This is a genomic window from Nocardia araoensis NBRC 100135, assembly GCF_000308435.1.
Taxonomy (GTDB): domain Bacteria; phylum Actinomycetota; class Actinomycetes; order Mycobacteriales; family Mycobacteriaceae; genus Nocardia; species Nocardia araoensis.
Map to the genome: position 1 here is coordinate 16,467 of NZ_BAFR01000049.1, position 19,526 is coordinate 35,992.

General features: G+C 68.0%; 16 protein-coding genes. 11 read left to right on the plus strand and 5 right to left on the minus strand.

Annotation, left to right across the window (positions count from 1 at the left end):
• Positions 1-158 precede the first annotated feature (158 nt).
• The 5 genes from ON21_RS06910 (at position 159) to ON21_RS06930 (ending at position 9,295) form a co-directional block, all read left to right on the plus strand.
• Positions 159-656 carry a single-stranded DNA-binding protein gene (locus ON21_RS06910; protein ID WP_039796559.1) on the plus strand — a complete coding sequence of 166 codons (498 nt, stop codon included), beginning with the start codon at positions 159-161 and terminating at the stop codon, positions 654-656.
• An 80-nt stretch (positions 657-736) separates the two neighbouring features.
• Positions 737-2,413, plus strand: coding sequence for an energy-dependent translational throttle protein EttA (gene ettA, locus ON21_RS06915; RefSeq protein ID WP_039796561.1), 1,677 nt, complete (start codon positions 737-739; stop codon positions 2,411-2,413).
• A 769-nt stretch (positions 2,414-3,182) separates the two neighbouring features.
• Positions 3,183-8,120, plus strand: coding sequence for an NAD-glutamate dehydrogenase (locus ON21_RS06920; protein WP_039796563.1), 4,938 nt, complete (start codon positions 3,183-3,185; stop codon positions 8,118-8,120).
• Positions 8,117-8,581 carry an acyl-CoA thioesterase gene (locus ON21_RS06925; RefSeq protein WP_039796565.1) on the plus strand — a complete coding sequence of 155 codons (465 nt, stop codon included), beginning with the start codon at positions 8,117-8,119 and terminating at the stop codon, positions 8,579-8,581. Before ON21_RS06920 ends, ON21_RS06925 begins: the two co-directional genes overlap by 4 nt.
• Before the next feature lie 48 nt (positions 8,582-8,629).
• Positions 8,630-9,295, plus strand: coding sequence for a DUF8185 domain-containing protein (locus tag ON21_RS06930; protein ID WP_039796567.1), 666 nt, complete (start codon positions 8,630-8,632; stop codon positions 9,293-9,295).
• Positions 9,296-9,478: 183 nt separating this feature from the next.
• Here ON21_RS06930 and ON21_RS06935 read toward each other — a convergent pair whose 3' ends face one another.
• Both ON21_RS06935 and ON21_RS06940 read right to left on the minus strand, forming a co-directional pair.
• Positions 9,479-9,787, minus strand: a complete 309-nt coding sequence (locus tag ON21_RS06935) for an AzlD domain-containing protein (protein WP_039796569.1) — start codon at positions 9,785-9,787, stop codon at positions 9,479-9,481.
• On the minus strand, positions 9,787-10,482 hold the full coding sequence (locus ON21_RS06940; protein ID WP_039796571.1) for an AzlC family ABC transporter permease: 696 nt from the start codon (positions 10,480-10,482) through the stop codon (positions 9,787-9,789). The genes ON21_RS06935 and ON21_RS06940 overlap by 1 nt, the downstream gene beginning before the upstream one ends.
• A 190-nt stretch (positions 10,483-10,672) precedes the next feature.
• On the opposite strand from ON21_RS06940, the gene ON21_RS06945 reads away from it, so the two are divergent.
• The gene (locus tag ON21_RS06945) at positions 10,673-11,239 is read left to right on the plus strand and encodes a helix-turn-helix domain-containing protein (RefSeq protein WP_039796572.1); all 567 of its coding nucleotides are present in this window, start codon (positions 10,673-10,675) and stop codon (positions 11,237-11,239) included.
• A gap of 4 nt (positions 11,240-11,243) precedes the next feature.
• Here ON21_RS06945 and ON21_RS06950 read toward each other — a convergent pair whose 3' ends face one another.
• Positions 11,244-11,948, minus strand: coding sequence for an HNH endonuclease (locus ON21_RS06950; RefSeq protein WP_174372135.1), 705 nt, complete (start codon positions 11,946-11,948; stop codon positions 11,244-11,246).
• A 243-nt stretch (positions 11,949-12,191) separates the two neighbouring features.
• Here ON21_RS06950 and ON21_RS06955 point away from each other — a divergent pair, with 243 nt between their 5' ends.
• The 4 genes from ON21_RS06955 to ON21_RS06970 all read left to right on the plus strand — a co-directional run bounded on the left by ON21_RS06955 (position 12,192) and on the right by ON21_RS06970 (position 15,253).
• Positions 12,192-12,596: a globin gene (locus ON21_RS06955; protein WP_039796576.1), complete on the plus strand. Its 405-nt coding sequence runs from the start codon at positions 12,192-12,194 to the stop codon at positions 12,594-12,596.
• Positions 12,597-12,814: 218 nt separating this feature from the next.
• Positions 12,815-14,419 carry a glycoside hydrolase family 13 protein gene (locus tag ON21_RS06960; RefSeq protein ID WP_051020423.1) on the plus strand — a complete coding sequence of 535 codons (1,605 nt, stop codon included), beginning with the start codon at positions 12,815-12,817 and terminating at the stop codon, positions 14,417-14,419.
• Positions 14,420-14,523: 104 nt separating this feature from the next.
• Positions 14,524-14,802 carry an aa3-type cytochrome oxidase subunit CtaJ gene (ctaJ, locus tag ON21_RS06965; RefSeq protein WP_039796578.1) on the plus strand — a complete coding sequence of 93 codons (279 nt, stop codon included), beginning with the start codon at positions 14,524-14,526 and terminating at the stop codon, positions 14,800-14,802.
• Positions 14,789-15,253, plus strand: coding sequence for a DUF5130 domain-containing protein (locus ON21_RS06970; RefSeq protein WP_039796579.1), 465 nt, complete (start codon positions 14,789-14,791; stop codon positions 15,251-15,253). The genes ctaJ and ON21_RS06970 overlap by 14 nt, the downstream gene beginning before the upstream one ends.
• A gap of 55 nt (positions 15,254-15,308) precedes the next feature.
• Here ON21_RS06970 and pepN read toward each other — a convergent pair whose 3' ends face one another.
• Positions 15,309-17,891 carry an aminopeptidase N gene (pepN, locus tag ON21_RS06975; protein WP_039796580.1) on the minus strand — a complete coding sequence of 861 codons (2,583 nt, stop codon included), beginning with the start codon at positions 17,889-17,891 and terminating at the stop codon, positions 15,309-15,311.
• A gap of 217 nt (positions 17,892-18,108) precedes the next feature.
• Here pepN and ON21_RS06980 point away from each other — a divergent pair, with 217 nt between their 5' ends.
• Positions 18,109-18,945 (plus strand): phosphoribosylaminoimidazolesuccinocarboxamide synthase, encoded by an 837-nt coding sequence (locus ON21_RS06980; protein WP_039796581.1) that lies wholly within the window; start codon positions 18,109-18,111, stop codon positions 18,943-18,945.
• A 3-nt stretch (positions 18,946-18,948) separates the two neighbouring features.
• Here ON21_RS06980 and ON21_RS06985 read toward each other — a convergent pair whose 3' ends face one another.
• The gene (locus tag ON21_RS06985) at positions 18,949-19,425 is read right to left on the minus strand and encodes an NUDIX hydrolase (RefSeq protein ID WP_039796582.1); all 477 of its coding nucleotides are present in this window, start codon (positions 19,423-19,425) and stop codon (positions 18,949-18,951) included.
• Positions 19,426-19,526 lie beyond the last annotated feature (101 nt).

Consider the following 19,526-nt stretch of genomic DNA (forward strand, 5'->3'; position numbering starts at 1 on the left):
GCGCCGGTGTGAATACTCGGTTTTCACATTCGCGGAAGTTGTCCACATTCCTCGATCGAATCGCTCGCGTTCGCGGAATCGGCGCACCCTGGAAGTGCCCTCCTGGAGGGGGAGGAATTTCCGGGCGGTTCCGGATCCGAATGTGAAGGGGCGTAGAGATGTACGAGGCGAACGCGACCGTGATCGGAACGATCGCCACCCATCCGGTCAAGCGCGATCTGACCAATGGCGAGCAGGTGGTCACCTTCCGGCTGGCGAGCAATTCCCGCCGGCTGGACCACACGTCGGGGCAGTGGGTGGACAACGGCACTTTGTATCTCACCGTCAGCTGCTGGCGCAGGCTGGTGGCGGGTGTCGACGCGTCGCTGCGGCGCGGCGATCCCGTCATCGCCTACGGTCAGCTGCGCTCCCACGAGTACCGCAGCAAGGACGGCGTGGAGCGACGGGATCTCGAGATGCGCGCCACCGCGGTCGGACCGGACCTGTCCCGCTGTGTCGCGCGACCGACGCGGTTGTCCGATCTGGCGCCGCGGAATACTTCCGGGGTCGTGAGCGCTGAAGGTCGGGTGCCGGTCGGCGACGCGCCGGGGGAGAATGTCGCTGTCACCGATTCGGCACCGCCGCGCGGCAGCTCGCCTGAGCCGGTCGACGCTTGATCGCATGACCGGTTTTCGTCCCGGCGGCAGGGTAGCTCTGCTTCGTCCTCCCATCTCTCGCACCGATAGGCTTCACACTTATGGCTGAGTTCATCTACCAAATGAAGAAGGTTCGCAAGGCGCACGGCGACAAAGTCGTGCTCGACGATGTCACCTTGAACTTCCTTCCCGGCGCCAAGATCGGCGTCGTCGGCCCGAACGGCGCGGGTAAATCCAGCGTGCTGAAGATCATGGCCGGACTGGACCAGCCGAACAACGGTGACGCGTTCCTCGCCGCCGGCGCCACCGTCGGCATCCTCCAGCAGGAGCCGCCGCTCAACGAGGAGAAGACCGTCCGCGGCAACGTCGAGGAGGGCATGGGCGAGATCAAGGTGAAGCTGGATCGCTTCAACGAGATCGCCGAGCTGATGGCCACCGACTACTCCGACGAGCTCATGGAGGAGATGGGCAAGCTTCAGGAGGATCTGGATCACGCCGACGCGTGGGACCTGGACTCCCAGCTCGAGCAGGCGATGGACGCGCTGCGCTGCCCGCCGCCGGACGAGCCCGTCACCAACCTGTCCGGTGGTGAGCGCCGCCGCGTGGCGCTGTGCAAGTTGCTGTTGAGCAAGCCCGACCTGCTGCTGCTCGACGAGCCGACCAACCACCTGGACGCCGAGAGCGTGAACTGGCTCGAACAGCACCTGGCGCAGTACCAGGGCGCCGTGCTCGCGGTCACCCACGACCGGTACTTCCTGGACAACGTCGCCCAGTGGATTCTGGAGCTGGATCGCGGCCGCGCCTACCCGTACGAGGGCAACTACTCCACCTACCTGGAGAAGAAGGCCGAGCGGCTCGAGGTGCAGGGCAAGAAGGACCAGAAGCTGCAGAAGCGGCTCAAGGAAGAACTCGCGTGGGTCCGTTCCGGCGCCAAGGCCAGGCAGGCCAAGAACAAGGCCCGTCTCGGCCGGTACGAGGAGATGGCGGCCGAGGCCGAGAAGATGCGGAAGCTGGACTTCGAGGAGATCCAGATCCCTGCGGGCCCGCGCCTGGGCAACGTGGTGGTCGAGGTCGAGCACCTCGACAAGGGCTTCGGCGACCGCCAGCTGATCAAGGACCTGTCGTTCACCCTGCCGCGCAACGGCATCGTCGGCGTGATCGGGCCCAACGGCGTCGGCAAGACCACGCTGTTCAAGACCATCGTCGGGCTCGAGTCGCCGGACAGCGGCGAGGTGAAGGTCGGCGAGACGGTCAAGCTGAGCTACGTCGACCAGAACCGCGCGGGCATCGACCCCAAGAAGACGGTTTGGCAGGTGGTCTCCGACGGCCTCGACTACATCGAGGTCGGCCAGCAGGAGATGCCGTCGCGCGCCTACGTGAGCGCGTTCGGCTTCAAGGGCCCCGACCAGCAGAAGCCCGCGGGCGTTCTGTCCGGCGGTGAACGCAACCGGCTGAACCTGGCGATGACGCTCAAGCAGGGCGGCAACCTGATCCTGCTGGACGAGCCGACCAACGACCTCGACGTCGAGACCCTCGGCTCGCTGGAGAACGCGCTGGAGAAGTTCCCCGGCTGCGCCGTGGTCATCTCGCACGACCGCTGGTTCCTGGACCGCACCTGCACCCACATCCTCGCGTGGGAGGGCGACTCCGACAACGAGGCCAAGTGGTTCTGGTTCGAGGGCAACTTCGAAGCGTACGAAGCCAACAAGGTCGAGCGACTCGGCCCGGAAGCGGCCCGCCCGCACCGGGTTACGCACCGCAAGCTCACCCGCGGCTGAGTTCGTCGCACGGGCGGGCGCGGGGTGTCACCCGTACCCGTCCGTGCTCGCCGCACTATCCGGGGGTCTTCGGCACGATAGGGGGAAGACCGGGTGCGATGCCGGGTCCGCACCGGCCAGGGTCGTGCGTGCGGAGCTTCGTGAGGTCGCTCGATCCGCGTATCGCGGTGATTCGGGGACTGCGCTCCTCCGCGTTTTGTTGTGCGTTTACGGTACTGCCGTCGCCGTTGGTCCTGGTGGCGGCGACATTGTCACGTTGCGTGCCATTTCCGCTGCCGCTGCGCGGAGGGCACGCGACCGGGCGCTGCCTGGTGTTTGCTGATGCTGCCTGGGAGGCAGCGAATCCGAGTCGGAAGTCGGGGTGGGCGCCTCGGCGGGGGCGGCGCGAAAAGTCTTGGCGGGAACGCGGAACAGGAGTGACACCTACCCGCGCGTAGCTCGCTAGGGTGGGAGTCGTGAATGCACAGGCGCAGTTCGAGCAATCGGTGGCTTCGTCCGCCGACGCGGTGGTCGAGCTGACCCGAGGTACCGCTGCGGCGCCGTTGCCGCCGCGGATACGACCTGTGGCGCACACCTGACGTTTGCGGGTCCGATTCCTGTGCGGTGCCCGGGGTCATTTCCTCCGACCTCGGCACACGAGCGTCGAACTCCGTGGTCGCGGTGAAACCTCGATATTGGAAGGGAATTCACCCGCGCGTCTCCGGCGCACAGTTACTCTCGGACCGGCGTCACTTTGTTACGGAACCGATATCCGAGGGAGTTGGCGAAAATGACCGTCTCGTCCGAATTGTCCAGCGCGGCGTGGGCCGCGGGTTTGCCGCAGTCGCTGCGCGGCGAGCTCGCGACGCTCGAGGAAGCGTACTTCCGCCACGTCGACGCGGGCGATGTGGACTGTGCGATCACCGGCATCACCCAGATCTTCCGAAGGCACCTGGAGTTGGCGGTGACGCGCCGCCCCGGTCGCGCGCTGGTGCGGGTGTATCACCCGGACGACGGTTCCGGAATCGGCGCCGCGGTGCAGATCGTCACGGACGACATGGCGCTGCTGGTCGAGTCGATCAGTTCGTCGCTGAGCCGGATCGGTGTCAGCGTCAGTGAGATCATCCACCCGATCTTCGAGGTCGAGCGGGACGAAGAGGGTCGGTTGACGCACGCAGCCGCGCACGAGGTGGACGGCACCGGCGGGGCGGGGCTGCGCGAATCGTGGATGCACGTGCAATTGCACCCGTCGACCAGTGCGGCGCTGCTGGCCAAGGTCGAGTCCGCCGTACCGGACGTGGTGGACGACGTGCGACAGGTGATCGGGGACACCGAGGCCATCGAAGACGTGCAGAGCAAACTGGCCGACGATCTGGAACTGGCCGCGCAATCCGGGTCCGCGCCGTTCCAGCCGACCGAACTGACCGACACCGCCCACTTGCTGCGCTGGCTGGCCGGGGGAAACTTCACCCTCCTCGGTTACGCGCGCTACCGGCTGAGCACCGACCAGGGCCGGGAGATGTCCACCGTCGTGCCCGACACCTGCCTCGGGGTGCTGCGGCCGGACGTGGGCACCGACTTCCATGTGCCGGTCAACGGTGGTGACCGCCCGTTGCTCACCCTGACCCAGGGACTGGTCCCCGCCACTGTGCACCGTGCCGTGTATCCGTATTTCGTCGGAGTGGCGGATTTCGACGCCGACGGAACGATCGTCGGTGAACATCTGTTCATCGGCGTCTTCACCGTCACCGCCGTGCACGAGAACGTGCTGGACATCCCGGTGATCGAACGCCGGGTGCGCTCGGCGATCGAGGAAAGCGGATTCGACCTGGATTCGTTCTCCGGTCAGGCCATGCTCGAGGTCATCCAGTCCTTCCCGCGCACCGAGCTGTTCTCCGCCGACGCCGACACGCTGCGCCGCACCGCCACCGCCGTGCTGAGCGTCAGCCTGCGGCGCCAGGTGCGCCTGTTCCTGCGCGCGGACACCTACGGCCGCTATGTCGCCTGCCTGGTCTATCTGCCGCGCGACCGGTACACCACCCGCGCGCGGCTCGAGATGCAGGAGATCCTGGTCCGCGAACTGGGGGGCGTGTCCATCGACTATTCCGCGCGGGTGGGCGAAAGCGATTTGGCGCGAGTGTATTTCACCGTGCGCATGCCGGAGGCCGAGCTCGGCGTCCCGCGTAGTACGCCGCCGGGCGCCGATACCTCCGAGCCCAACCGGCTGCGTTTGCAGAACTTGCTCGCCGAGGCCACCCGTACCTGGGACGACCGCCTGAACGACGAGGTGAGCACGTCGACGGTGCTCGATCCCGCGGTGGTGCAGCGATACGCGGAAGCCTTCCCCGAGGGCTATAAACAGGATTTCGCCGCGGCACGCGCGCTGGGGGACATCGTGCGCCTGGAGCGTTTGCGCGACGGCGTCATCGACCAGTACCTGTACCGGAAGCCGGATTCGGCGCCGGGCTCGTGGCGTTTCACGCTCTACGTCGGTGGCAGCGGCATCTCCTTGAGCCAGGTGCTTCCGCTGTTGCAGAGCCTCGGCGTGGAGGTGGTCGACGAGCGGCCCTACCGGATCGAGCTGGAGGCCGCGGCCGACGGCACCGGCGGTGAGCGGTGGATCTACGACTTCGGTCTGCTCGCCCGCCCGGAACTGCTGCGCAGTTCGCTCGATCGCGATCTGGACGCCGAACTGCTCGAGACCTCCAAACGCGCCGACGTGCTGGAGGCGGAGGTGCGCGGGCTGCGGGAACGGTTCGTGGAAGCCTTCGAGGCCATGTGGTACGGCCGCGCGGAAGCGGACGGGATGAACGAGCTCGTGCTGCGTGCCCGGTTGCCGTGGCGGGCCGTGTCGATCCTGCGCACCTACGCGAAGTACTTGCAGCAGGCCGGTTTTCCGTACAGCCAGGCCAACATCTGCCGTGTGCTGCTCACCTATCCGGATATCGCGCGCCTGTTCGTCGACCTGTTCGCCGCGCGCTTCGATCCCGACACCGTGTCCGCCGAGCACGCCGCGCAGCTGGAGACCCAGGTGCGCGGGCGGGTCGACGAGGTGGTCAGCCTGGACGCGGACCGCATCCTGCGCGCGATCCTCGGCTTGATCAAGGCGACGCTGCGGACCAACTACTACGTCACCGACGCGGAAGGCCGACCGCGCGACTTCGTCTCGGTGAAGGTCGAGCCACGCGAGATCGCCGAATTGCCCAGGCCGAAGCCGCAGTTCGAGATCTTCGTGTACTCGCCGCGGGTGGAAGGCGTGCACTTGCGTTTCGGGCCGGTGGCCCGCGGTGGATTGCGGTGGTCGGACCGGTTGGAGGACTTCCGCACCGAGATCCTCGGTCTGGTCAAAGCGCAAGCGGTGAAGAACGCGGTGATCGTGCCGGTCGGCGCCAAGGGCGGTTTCGTGGTGAAGCAGCCACCGGCGGCCACCGGCGATCCGGTCGCGGATCGGCAGGCGCTGGGCGCAGAGGGTGTGGCCTGCTATCGCACGTTCATCTCCGGCCTGCTGGACATCACCGACAACGTCGATCGCGCGAGCGGGAAGGTACTGCCCCCGGCCCGGGTCGTGCGGTGTGATGGTGACGACACCTATCTCGTGGTGGCCGCCGACAAGGGCACCGCGACGTTCTCCGATATCGCCAACGATGTGGCGCAGAGTTACGGTTTCTGGTTGGGTGACGCGTTCGCTTCGGGTGGTTCGGCGGGGTATGACCACAAGGCGATGGGGATCACCGCCAAGGGTGCGTGGGAGAGCGTGAAGCGGCACTTCCGCGAGATGGAGATCGATACTCAGACCCAGGATTTCACGGTGGTCGGTGTGGGTGACATGAGTGGTGACGTGTTCGGCAACGGCATGTTGTTGTCGGAGCACATTCGTCTGGTGGCCGCGTTCGACCACCGCCACATCTTCCTCGACCCCGACCCCGACGCGGCCCGCTCGTACCGGGAGCGGCAGCGGTTGTTCGCGCTGCCGAGGTCGTCGTGGGCCGATTACGACACGTCGCTGATCAGCCCTGGCGGCGGTGTGTGGGATCGCACCGTGAAGGCCGTGCCGATCAGCCCGCAGGCCAGGGCGGCTCTCGGCCTGGGCGATGACGTCGTGTCGCTGTCGCCGCCGGATCTGGTGCGCGCGATCCTGCTCGCTCCGGTGGATCTGTTGTGGAACGGCGGTATCGGCACCTACATCAAGGCGAGCACCGAGACCAACGCCGAGGTGGGCGACAAGTCCAACGACGCGGTCCGGGTCAACGGGGATCAGTTGCGGGTCAAGGTGATCGGCGAGGGCGGCAATCTCGGCGCCACGGCCCTCGGCCGCATCGAGTTCAATCGCAACGGCGGCAAGATCAACACCGACGCGCTGGACAACTCGGCGGGTGTGGACTGCTCCGACCACGAGGTCAACATCAAGATCCTGCTCGACGCCGTGGTCTCCGGCGGTCAGCTGCCGCCGGACGAGCGCAACCCGCTGCTGGCCTCCATGACCGACGAGGTCGCCCGGATGGTCCTGCAGGACAATGTGGCGCAGAACTTCCTCATGGGCATCTCGCGCACCGAGGCGCCGCAGATGCTGAGCGTGCAGATGCGGCTCATCGAGGAACTCGAGCAGCGCCGCGGCCTGGACCGCGAACTCGAGGCGCTGCCCTCGGATCAGGAGATGAAGCACAGGCTGGACGAGAACGCCGGACTGGCCTCGCCGGAGCTGGCCAATCTGATGGCGCATGTGAAGCTCTCGCTCAAGGCCGATCTGCTCGATTCCGACCTGCCCGACAGCCAGTACTTCGCCGCGCGGCTGCCGGAGTACTTCCCCACGCCGCTGCGCGACCGTTTCGGAGCGGCGATCAAACGCCACCGGCTGCGCCGGGAGATCGTCACCACCATGATCGTCAACGAGATGGTGGACTACGGCGGCATCACCTACGCGCACCGTTTGAACGAAGAGGTCGGCGCCACTACCACCGACGCGGTGCGCGCCTTCGCCGCGGCGAGCGGAATCTTCGACCTGGACGAACGATGGGCGCGAATTCGCGCCTGCGACGCGCCGACCCCGGTGCGCGACCTGCTCGAACTGGAGACGAAGCGGACCCTGGACCGAGCGTCCCGGTGGCTGCTGAGCAATCGCCCGCAGCCGATCGCGGTGGGCTCCGAGATCAGCCGGTACCGCGCCGACGTGCGGGAACTCGCCCCCAAGGTGCCGGGATGGTTGCGCGGCCACCACGTGTTCTCCCTCACCGACCGGTCCGCCGAGTTGATCGCTCGCGGCGCGCCGACCGACCTGGCCACCGAGGTCTTCGGCCTGCTTCACCTCTTCCCGCTGCTGGACATCGTCGACATCGCCGACATCACCGACCGGGACGGCGACGAGGTCGGTTCGCTGTACTACGCGCTCAACGATCACCTCAAGATCGACTGGCTGCTGCAGGCGGTCAGCCACCTCGAACGCGGCGACCGCTGGCACGCGCTGGCGCGGCTCGCCCTGCGCGACGACATGTACGGGTCGCTGCGCTCGCTCACGCTCGACGTGCTCTCCGGCGGCGACCCCGAGGAGACGGCGGACGAGAAGATTGCATACTGGGAGTCGAAGAATCAGTCCCGCCTCGGGCGAGCCAGGGCGGCGCTGTCGGAATTGTTCGAGTCCGGAACCCACGATCTCGCCACGTTGTCGGTTGCAGCGCGGCAAGTGCGAAGCATGGTGAGCGGGGTGGGCGCTCAATCGGAGGTACCACGTTGACGAGTTCGTCGAGCGGAAGCGGGAAGGCCGCGGGCAGCCTGGTGCTGCCCAAGCGGTTCCACGCCAAGGTGGACGTCAGGTGGTCGGACATGGACGTGTTCCAGCACGTCAACCATGCCCGGATGGTGACGCTGCTGGAAGAGGCGCGGATTCCGTGGCTGTTCGAGGACGGCCGACCGACCGCACCGCTGCGCGAGGGTTGTGTCCTCGCCGATCTCCGGGTCCGCTACCGCGGTCAATTGCGGCACGAGGACACGCCGCTGGACATCGCCATGTGGATCGAGCAGTTGCGCGCGGTCGACTTCACCATCGGTTACGAGGTGCGCGCGGCGGGCGCCGAGCCCGACTCGCCCGCGGCCGTGGTGGCGTCCACGCAGATCGCGGCGTTCGACATGCGGGCGCAGCGGTTGCGCAGACTCACCGACGCAGAGCGTGATTACCTGTCCGAATGGATGGAGTGAGCGACGGCGCGCCGGTGGTGACCGAGTGCTGACGGCGGAGCAGCCGTGATGGCGGAACAACGAGTACTGCACGTTCCCGATCCGGCGGAGCGAGAGAATCTCGCGACCTTCCTGACCAGGGCCGTGCGGCTGGACCCCGCGGCGGTGGTGCGCCTGCGCCGCCGCGGGGAGAAGTACGTCTCGGCCTGGGTGTCGACGGGTTTCGAGGCGCTGGCGATGCGCACCGTGGTCGCCCGGCTCGAGGTCGACGACGTGACGGTCGGCGCCGATCTCGTGCTGGCCGGTTCGGCCGGCGGCAGTCCGATCGACCTCGGATATCCCATGGACTCCGCGTGGCGCGGTGCGTTGCCACCCGCCGACGGTTTCGCGCACGTCGACGACGTGCCCGCGCGCACCCTGGTCGAACTCGCCGAGCAGGGTGCGCAGCTGGCGAAGGAACACGGCAGCGGCCATGGCCCGCCCGCCTCGTTGCTGGATCAGGCGGTGCTGACCGTGTCCGGCGCGGGCACCCGGGTACAGGTGCCGATGCGTGTCGTCTTCGCGCTCACGGCGATGGACTTCATCCCGCATTCGGGGGAGAAGGCCGACCCCCGCCGCATCCCACCCGCCGAGATCGTCCGCGTCCGCGCGACCAGAACCTGGCTGCGGCTCGACGCTCGCTACGGTTCGGTGGCCCGTCGGCTCGGCGGAGGAATTCCTTTGCTGCCGCACTGACGGCGACGCGCGGCGTCGGTAGCGGGCGTCCAGAGCAGTTCGCAGGTGCGGGCCACCGCGTGAATTCTCGGGTAGCAAATAATTGCTCGGAAACGATCGATGGGGTAGGCGGCGCCGTCGGCAGGAGGGGACGGCGCCGCCTATCTCGGTGCAGGAAACCGGTCGCCGAGCAATTCCGGCCGTTCAGGAGATGCCGAGCAGGCGGACGAATGCCGCTGTCGCGGCGGCGGCGAGGATGACCAACAGAATGGGTCGTCGGAACCAAGCCACAACTCCGCCGACGAGAACCCCTGCGGGCACCGCGAATCCGAGGTTCGGGGTGCCGAGCGGAAGGGTGGTGACGGCCACCAGCGCGGTGAGCAGAACCACGGCGCCGATCTCCAGCAGCCGCACCACGCGCGCCGGAAGGCGCACTCGGTCGCGCAGTGCGGGCCCGGCCCAGCGGAACGCGTAGGTGCCCGCGGCGAGGGCGACGATTCCGGCAGCGAGCATCACGCCGCTCCCTTGACGGTCGCGGGTTCGGGTTTCTCCCGTGCTGCGGCCAGTACCCCGGCCAGGGCGAGCAGGACCGGCAGGCCCGTGGGCAGAAACGGCGCGCTGACCAGCGCGATCGCGGTGCCGACACCCACTGCCGCGAGGGTGGTCCGGTCCCGCAGCGCAGGCAGCACCAACGCGAGCAGAACCGCCGGGAACACCGCATCGAGCCCGAGCGCCGAAGTGTCGGTGACCACCGAACCGATCAGCGCTCCGATGGCGGCGCCGCCGGGCCAAGCGAGCAGCACTCCCGCGCCGGTGATCCAGTAGGCCGCGCGCCTGCGCGGCGCGTCGGGCTGCGCGATGGTCATCGCGACGGACTCGTCGTTCATGAGATGGACGCCGAGCGGGCGCCGCCAACCCGTGCCGACCGCGTCGGGGACCGACAGCCCGTACGGCACGTGCCGGGCGTTCACCAGCAGTCCCGCCAGCACCGCCGCGATAGGACTGCCGCCGGCGGCAACGATCCCGAGAAACAGGAACTCCGAGCTTCCGGCGAGCACCACGCACCCGAGCAGCACGGGCAGCCAGACCGGAAAGCCCGCCGCGACCGCCGTCGCCCCGTAGGAGATCCCGATCACCCCGACCGCGAGGCACACCGCCCCGATCCCGAGCAGCGCATTCCGGTCGAGTGTTCGCCATATCGAACGCATGTAGTTTATAGTGAACATACCGCCGCACTTCGTCAACTGGCTTCCTGCCGAGGGTTCCGTCGGGCAAATGGAGAACAGCGCCCACACCGCAACCCCCGGCACCCCTGGCGCAACAACCTCACCTGGACCCCACGGCATAATCACGGCCAGCACAAGCGCATCGGCAACGCGGCAAACAACGGAGTGGGGAATGACGCAGCAGGACGCGACGACAACACCTCAGGCGGTGATCGCCGCCGCGCTGCGCCGTGAGCGCACTCGGGCCGGACTGTCGTTGAGCGAGGTCGCCGGCCGGGCGGGTATCGCGAAATCCACCCTCTCGCAACTGGAATCGGGAACAGGCAACCCGAGCCTGGAAACCTTGTGGGCGCTGTGCGTCGCCCTGGACATGCCGTTTTCCCGATTGCTCGACCCGCCCCGCCCGAACGTACACGTCATCCGCGCCGGTGAGGGCCCGGTGGTGGCGGCCGAGCAGTCGGAGTACCGGGCGACGCTCCTGGCGGCCGGGCCGGCCAATTCCCGCCGTGACCTGTTTCGCATCACCGCGGAACCGGGGCATGCGCGCCGATCGGATCCCCATATCGCCGGTGTGGTCGAGCATGTGCTGCTCGCCGAAGGGCGCGCTCTGGTCGGCCCCGTCGACGCACCTGTCGAACTACACCCGGGCGACTACATCGCCTACCCGGGTGATCGGCCGCATGTGTTCGAGGCGCTGGCGTCGCCGACCTGGGCGACGCTGGTGGTGGAGTACACCTGATCGGTCAGGCGGCGCCTTCGCCGAGATACTGCAACCACACGGGGTCGAGTTCGGCGGTGGTGGACAGCAGGCGCCAGTGCGGACCCTTCGGGGAGACCAGCGGTGCGCGCAGCGTCCAGCCCAGTTCGCTGAGCAGTTTGTCGGCTTTGCGATGGTTGCACGGCGCGCAACTGGCGACGCAGTTCTCCCAGGAATGTTCTCCGCCGCGGCTGCGCGGGATGACGTGGTCGATGGTCTCGGCCTTGCCGCCGCAGTAGCCGCAGCGGTAACGATCCCGGTGCATGAGCGCGGCGCGGGTCATCGGCACCCGGGCGCGATAGGGAACGTGCACGTAGGTGCGCAGGCGGATCACCGAAGGGATGGCCACCGACGTATCGGCGGAGTGCACGATCGGCCCTTCGTCGTTGTGGTGAACGGCGTCGGCCTTGTCGCAGATGAGGAGGACGATCGCGCGGCGCGCGGACAATGCGGTGAGCGGCTCGTAGGTGGCGTTCAACAGCAACACCCTGGTCTTGAGCCAGTTCGTGCCCTCGACGGGCGGGGCGGTGGGGCGGGGTCCGTGGTCGTGATGGCCACGATGTCCACCCGGATATCGTTCGGACAAGATGTGCAGCGGAGTAGCCCCCGACCCACGATTGTGGACGTCGGCGGGCTCGAGTTGTCGGTGCGCTCGCGCCTCATGTGATCGGGCGCTGTGCCGCTGCTTCATCTCGACCTCGATTTCATGATTGGCAGGATCATGTGGTATCTGCAAAGCAGAGACTGTCACCCAGTTGACCATGGAATGTCGGGCATTGCACGGTGATTTTCGACAATGTCCGGTTAACTGTGGCTGAAGTGCCGTTCCGGCGCGATGTTCCGGTTGCCGATCGGCGGCGCAAGGGCGGTGCGGCGGCGGTGCCGGGGCGCGGGCACAATGGACAGCGGCGCATCCGGTGAAGCGAGAGGGTCTATGACTTCGGGCGAACAAACGGCGACGTCGTTCTACGAGGCGGTCGGTGGGGCGGAGACGTTCCGGCGGCTGGTCGCGACGTTCTATCGCGAGGTGGCCGCCGACGAGGTGCTGCGCCCGCTGTATCCGGAGGAGGATCTCGGTCCGGCGGAGCGTCGTTTGCGAATGTTCCTGGAGCAGTATTGGGGCGGTCCGCGCACCTACTCCGAGGAGCGCGGTCACCCCCGCCTGCGCATGCGGCACATGCCGTTCACCATCGGACCGATCGAGCGGGACGCGTGGCTGCGGTGCATGCGTATCGCCGTCGCCGAGATCGAGCCGGAAACTCTGGACGACGAGCACCGTAAGGCGCTGCTCGACTACCTGGAAATGGCGGCCAACTCCTTGGTGAACGCCCCGTTCTGAGGACGTGCGCCACACCGCGGCGACGGTGTGTTTTCTACCGCGTTGTGGTGGCGAGACATTCGCCGGTGAACACCGGGTGACCTGACGGTTGCGTGCGAGAGTCGGGCCGGAACAGCGCCTTTCGCCGGAACGACTGTCGGTGCTGGACATTTGCCCGCCATTCGAAACCGTGTGCCGGGTGAAGGCTTTCGCCTCGAAACTTTGGCACTATTGCGGATGTGAGTGATGCACCAGCCTTAACGGCGACGGTGGATCGCACCACACAGTCGTGGTGGCGGTCGGCCGTGTTCTACCAGGTTTATCCGAGATCTTTCGCGGACTCGAGCGGAGACGGGGTCGGCGATCTCGGGGGAGTCCGGGACAAACTGGGCTATCTCGAGCTGCTCGGCGTCGACGCGCTGTGGATCTGCCCCGTGATGCGTTCGCCGATGGCCGATGGTGGCTACGACGTTGCCGATCCCCGCGACATCGATCAGCTCTTCGGCGGGCTCGCCGCGATGGACGCGCTGATCGCCGAGGCGCATGCCCGCCGGATCAAGGTCACCATGGACTTGGTGCCCAATCACACCAGCGACCAGCATCCGTGGTTCCGCGCGGCGCTGGCCGCGGCTCCCGGCAGTCCGGAGCGCGACCGGTACATTTTCCGCGACGGCCGCGGCCCCGGCGGCGCCGAGCCGCCGAACAACTGGCCGAGCATTTTCGGCGGCCCCGCCTGGACCAGGATCACCGAACCCGACGGCACGCCAGGCCAGTGGTACCTGCACATCTTCGCCCGTGAGCAGCCCGACCTGAACTGGGCCAACCCCGAGGTCGCCGCCGATTTCGAGCAGACGCTGCGGTTCTGGCTCGACCGCGGGGTGGACGGATTCCGGATCGACGTCGCGCACGGCATGGCCAAACCCGACGGTCTGCCGGACATGCCCGAGCTGTCCGTGTCGGCCCTGCTCGCGCACGACGACAGCGACCCGCGGTTCAACAATCCCGCCGTGCACGACATCCACCGCCGGATCCGCAAGGTCGTCGACGAGTATCCGGACGCGGTGCTCATCGGTGAAGTGTGGGTGAACGACAACACCCGCTTCGGCGAGTACGTGCGCGCCGACGAGCTGCACCTGGCGTTCAACTTCCGCCTCGCGGAATCGGCGTTCGACGCCGACGCGGTGCGCGACGCGATCGACAACTCGCTGTCCGCCGTCGCGCCGGTCTTCGCCGTGCCCACCTGGACCCTGTCCAACCACGACATCGAGCGGGAGGTCACCCGGTACGGCGGCGGCGCGCTCGGCGTCGCGCGGGCGCGGGCGATGATTCTGCTGGAACTCGCGCTGCCGGGCGCGGTGTTCATCTACAACGGCGCCGAGCTGGGATTGCCCAACGTCGACGACCTGCCGGACCATGTCTTGCAGGATCCGGTGTGGGAGCGCTCCGGCCACACCCAGCGCGGCCGCGACGGCTGCCGGGTGCCGCTGCCCTGGGAGGGCGCCGCGCCGGCGTACGGGTTCACCAGCGGGACGCCGTGGCTGCCGATTCCGCCCGACTGGGCGCCGCTGACCGTCGAGGCGCAGCTCGAGGAGCTGGGGTCGACCTTGTCGCTGTATCGCCTGGCGATCGAGCTGCGGGCGCAGCGGCCGGAGTTCGCGGGGGACCGGATCGAGTGGTACGGCAGCCCGCCGGGTTGTCTCGCCTTCCGCAGGCCGGGAGGACTGGTCTGCGTGCTCAATGCCTCGGACGCGCCCATCCAGCTACCGCCGGGAGACGTGCTGCTGGCCAGCGCGCCGACCGACGGAGGCCAGCTGCCACCGAACGCGACCGCCTGGTTGGTTTGAGGGGCGTCGGAAAATGCCAGCTCGGAGCGGGTGGAATCGACACGGATGGCGATCCGGCTCGACCGGACGGAGAACTACTACAGAGGATCGTCTACCTTTGATCCGTGAGCATTCTCGAGACAGTGCTGATCTTCGCCGGCATACCGCTGGTGATCTACGGCGTGATCGCCGGATTGTCGTTCCTCGGTAAGCCGCTGCCTGGCGAGAAGCCGGTCCACTTCGCCCTCGGTCAGAAGTGGACCGCATCGCCGGTGCTGTGGAGTGCCACCGAAGAGGTGATCGGCTCGGGTCACCACTTCGCGGAAACGCCGCATGAGCAGCATGCGGCCATCGAGTCCACCGCGGTGGAGCTGATCGGAGGACGGGCAAGTGGCAGGTTCTAAGTGGCCCGCGGTGGTCGAAGCCGATTTGCCGCACGGATACGCGATCACCAGTAGCGGACGCGTCTCCGGCGTGCACGAGGCAGGCGACGTGTTCAAGGAAGCGCCGTTCAACGACGAAGAGCGGCTCCTCATGGACAACGTGCTCACCGAGGCGACCCGCGCGACGAAGGTGCGCTTCAACGTCTACATCGGCGATCTCGGCGAGGACCCGGCCGCGTCCGCGGAGGCGATCTTCCCCGGCACTCCCGAGGCGGCGCACTCGGTGCTCATCGCCGTCTCGCCCAACGACAAGGCGATCGAGGTGCGCTCGGGCCGGGCGGTCGCCGACCGCGCGAACGATCGTGTCTGCCAGCTCGGCGTGACCGCCGCGCTGAGCTCGTTCCGGCAGGGCCAGCTGATCGACGGCGTGGTCTCCGCCGTCCGCGTGATGGCCGCCGCCATCGGTAGGTAAGAAGAACGCCCGGACCGGCGCGTCCGCCCGATCAGGGCGGACGCGCCGGTTTCAGTTAGGCCTGGGCGTCGAAAGCGCGGGCGCGTAGCGAGCGTTCGATGCCCGCCTTGCCCTCGCTGACCAGCCGGCGCAGGGCCGGTGGGTGATCGCCGGCCAGGAACTTGTCGGCGACGGCCACCGCGTCCTCGCTGATCGCCCAGTGCGGGTAGAGCCCGACCACCACGGTCTGGGCGACCTCGCTGGAGCGACGCTCCCAGACGCTGGGGACCTCGGCGAAATACCGCTCCACGTAGGAGGCGAGCAGCTCACCCTGTCCGGCGGGCGCGAAGCCGCCGACGATCGAGCGGGCGGTGATGTTGGGCACCGAGTCGTCGCCCATCACCGTCGCCCACGCCTGCTCCTTCACCTCGGCGATCGGACGCGCCGTGGCCGCGGCGGCCGCCTGCCGCTTGCCCGCGGCGGTGGGGTCGTTGGCCAGCTCCTCGTCGATGACCGGCGTATCCAGTCCCTCGGCGTCGATCTCGCCCGCCGCCGCGAGCGCCGTCAGGATCCGCCAGCGCAGGTCGGTGTCGACCACCAGACCGGGCAGGCCGACCTTCGCCGGGTCGCCGTCGCGCAGCTCGCTCAGCACCTCGGTGTGCCAAGCCGACAACTTCGCGCCGGTCAGCGCGTTGACGAAGGCGAGTTGGTGGTCGGAGCCGGGCTCGGCTTCGCGCGCCAGCTCCAGCAGCCGGTTCGCGTATTCCGGCCAGCCGGTGGTCGCGGCCCATTCGGGCTCGGCATAGCTGCTCAGCGCGGTGTTGGCCTGCATGAGCAGCCGTTGCACCACGCCGATCTCGCTCTCGGCGCCGACACCCCGCTCGACCAGCGCGACGAAATCGCGGGCGCGGAACTCGGCTTGGCGCGTCATCTCCCAGGCCGCCGACCAGGCCAGCGTGCGCGGCAGCGGCTCCGCGATGTCGGCGATGCGGTTGACCAGCACGTCGAGCGAATCGGCGTCGAGGCGGATCGAGCAGTAGGTCAGGTCGTCGTCGTTCACCAGCACGAACTGGCCGCGCGGCACGCCGACCAGCTCGGGTACCTCGGTGCGTTCGGCGGCGTCGAGATCGAGTTCGACCCGCTTGATGCGCACCAGTTTGCCGTCCTGGTCGTCGTAGACGCCGATCGCGAGCCGGTGCACGCGCCGCTCGCCCGCGCCCGGCTGCGCGCCCTCCTGCACGACGGCGAAGGAGCTGAACCTGCCCTCGGCGTCCACCTCGAAGTCCGGACGCAGGATGTTCAGTCCGGTGGTCTTGAGCCACTGCGCGCCCCAGGTGGACAGGTCGCGGCCGGACGACTTCTCCAGCGCCGACAGCAGATCGTCGAAGGTGGCGTTGCCGTAGGCGTGGTCGGCGAAGTACGCGCGCAACCCGGCCAGGAACGGCTCGAGGCCGACATAGGCGACGAGCTGCTTGAGCACGCTGGCGCCCTTGGCATAGGTGATGCCGTCGAAGTTGACCTCTACCGCGGCGAGATCGGGGATGTCCGCGGCGATGGGATGGGTGGAGGGCAGCTGGTCCTGCCGGTAGGCCCAGGACTTCTCCACGTTCGCGAAGGTGGTCCATGCGCTGGTGTACTCGGTGGCCTCGGACTGGCACAGTACCGACGCGAAGGTGGCGAACGACTCGTTCAGCCACAGGTCGTCCCACCACTTCATGGTGACCAGGTCGCCGAACCACATGTGCGCCATTTCGTGCAGCACGGTCTCGGCGCGGCGCTCGTAGGACGCCCGGGTGACCTTGGACCGGAAGACGTAGTCCTCCAGGAAGGTCACCGCGCCCGCGTTCTCCATCGCGCCCGCGTTGAACTCGGGGACGAACAGCTGGTCGTATTTGCCGAACGCGTACGGGACGCCGAAATTCCGGTGGTAGAAGCCGAAACCCTGCTTGGTCTCGGTGAACAGCCGCTCGGCGTCCATGTACTCGGCCAGCGAGGCGCGGCAGTAGATGCCGAGGGGGATATCGCCGTGGTCGTCGGTGTAGACGTCGGTCCACCGCGCGTACGGGCCCGCGATGAGCGCGACCAGGTAGGTGCTCATCTTCGGGGTGGTGCGGAAGACGTGTTTGCCGGGCTCCGCCACGAGCGTCTGCACGACGGCGGCGTTGGAGATGACCTGCCAGTCCTCCGGTGCGGTGACGGCGAGGTCGAAGGTGGCCTTGAGGTCCGGCTGGTCGAAGCAGGCGAACATCCGCTTGGCATCGGCGGTTTCGAACTGCGAGTACAGGTACACGGCGTCGTCGGCGGGGTCGACGAACCGGTGCAGGCCCTCGCCGGTGTGGGAGTACTCGCAGTCGGCCTCGACCACAAGCTCGTTGTGCTCGGCCAGGTCGGTCAGCGTGATCCCGGTCGACTCGTCGTAGCCGGAGACGTCCAGCGCCGTCCCGTTGAGCACCGCCGAGCGCACGCCGCGCGCCACGATGTCGATGAACGTGCTCGCGCCCGGCGTCGCGGTGAAGGTCACGGTGCTGCGGGAGAAGAAGGTCTGCTCGCTCGGCTTGCCCGCGCCGTCGGTGAGGTCCAGTTCGACGCGGTAGTTCTCGACCGACACCGTCGCGGCGCGTTCGATCGCCTGGTCGCGAGTGAGGTTGGGTGCGGACATAAGGCTCCTTCGTGGTCGAAGAACTGGCACGGGCGACACCCACAATGCCACCCCGATGTGGCAGGACGCGCGGGACTTTCCGGATCAACCCTAATGTTCGTGGCACGTGCGCGCCGGTACGGCGGTGCGACGCGGACGGCCCGGCGGCCGCGGTAAGGGGCGACGGTATTGTGCCTGGTACAGCGCAGGTTCACCCCACGGATTCGGAGGCTCGACGTTGAAGCATGTGCACGCCGGAAAGGTACGTGACCTGTACGAGGACGGCGACACGCTGTTGCTGGTCGCGTCCGACCGGGTATCGGTGTACGACGTGGTGCTGCCGACGCCGATCCCGGACAAGGGCGCTCTGCTCACGCAGTTGTCGAACTGGTGGTTCGAGTACTTCACCGATGTGCCCAACCACGTGGTCTCCGCGACCGACGTGCCGACCGAGTTCGCCGGCCGCGGCATCCGGGTCAAGCCGCTGAAGATGGTCCAGGTGGAGTGCATCGCGCGCGGCTACCTGACCGGGTCGGGGCTGGCGGAATACCGGCAGACGGGCGCGGTGTGCGGGATCGCCCTGCCGCCCGGCCTGCGCGAGGGCGACAAGTTGCCGGAGCCGATCTTCACACCGACCACCAAGGCGTCCGAAGGACACGACGAGTCGATCACCTTCGCGGACGTGGTGAACCAGGAGGGACGCGAGGTCGCCGAGCGGTTGCGCGAGCTGACCTTGCACATCTACGCCCGAGGCGCCGAGCATGCCGCCGAACGCGGCGTCATCGTGGCCGACACCAAAGTCGAATTCGGCTGGGACGGTGATGTGCTCACCCTCGGCGACGAAGTGCTCACCTCCGATTCGTCGCGTTTCTGGCCCGCCGACGAGTGGGAGCCGGGCCGTACGCAGCGCTCGTTCGACAAGCAGTTCGTCCGCGACTGGGCCACCTCCACGGGCTGGAACAAGGAGGCGCCGGGTCCGGAGATCCCGGCCGATGTGGTCGCGGCGACGCGCCAGAAGTACGTGGAGGCCTACGAACTCGTCACCGGCCGGGCCTGGGCGGACCTGCCGCGGTAGCGGTCAGTTCGCGAGCAACTCGGCCAGCCGGTCGAGGCAGGGCCGCTGCCCCGCGACGAGCTTGTCTCGCGCGGTGGACGTGTCGAACCACTCCGCGCGGTCGACCTCGGGGAACTCCGCGAGGCGACCGGAGCGCGGCGGCCATTCCAGCTGGAAGGTTCCCGGTACCACCGCGGCGGGATCGAGATCGCCTTCGACCGCCCAGACGGTGAGGATCTTTTTGCCGCCGCTGTAGCGCACCTCGCCCAACGGCAGCCACGTGCCCGCCGGGACCGGCAGCCCGAGTTCCTCGGCGAACTCCCGGCTCGCCGCGGCCTCGGCGTCCTCCGCCTCGGGCTCGTACTCGCCCTTCGGAATCGACCACGCGCCCAGGTCTTTTCGCGCCCAGAATGGACCGCCCATGTGTCCGAGCAATACCTCCACGCCGCCGCCGGAGTTGCGGCGGAAGAGAAGGACTCCCGCACTGTGTTTGCCTGCCACACCGGGTAGTCTGCCCCGTCGCGATCGGCCGAGGGCCCTCGCATGCTGGTGTACGGCGCGTCGCCGGAGCAGACGCGCCGCCACAGCCATTCGGGCATCCG

Excerpts from the sequence above, each read along its gene's own strand:
- ON21_RS06950 (WP_174372135.1), bottom strand. The coding sequence starts at position 11,948 with ATGAAGCAGCGGCACAGCGCCCGATCACATGAGGCGCGAGCGCACCGA.
- ON21_RS06935 (WP_039796569.1), bottom strand. The coding sequence starts at position 9,787 with ATGCTCGCTGCCGGAATCGTCGCCCTCGCCGCGGGCACCTACGCGTTC.
- pepN (WP_039796580.1), bottom strand. The coding sequence starts at position 17,891 with ATGTCCGCACCCAACCTCACTCGCGACCAGGCGATCGAACGCGCCGCG.
- ON21_RS06940 (WP_039796571.1), bottom strand. The coding sequence starts at position 10,482 with ATGCGTTCGATATGGCGAACACTCGACCGGAATGCGCTGCTCGGGATC.
- ON21_RS06945 (WP_039796572.1), top strand. The coding sequence starts at position 10,673 with ATGACGCAGCAGGACGCGACGACAACACCTCAGGCGGTGATCGCCGCC.
- ON21_RS06930 (WP_039796567.1), top strand. The coding sequence starts at position 8,630 with ATGGCGGAACAACGAGTACTGCACGTTCCCGATCCGGCGGAGCGAGAG.
- ON21_RS06920 (WP_039796563.1), top strand. The coding sequence starts at position 3,183 with ATGACCGTCTCGTCCGAATTGTCCAGCGCGGCGTGGGCCGCGGGTTTG.
- ettA (WP_039796561.1), top strand. The coding sequence starts at position 737 with ATGGCTGAGTTCATCTACCAAATGAAGAAGGTTCGCAAGGCGCACGGC.
- ON21_RS06910 (WP_039796559.1), top strand. The coding sequence starts at position 159 with ATGTACGAGGCGAACGCGACCGTGATCGGAACGATCGCCACCCATCCG.
- ON21_RS06955 (WP_039796576.1), top strand. The coding sequence starts at position 12,192 with ATGACTTCGGGCGAACAAACGGCGACGTCGTTCTACGAGGCGGTCGGT.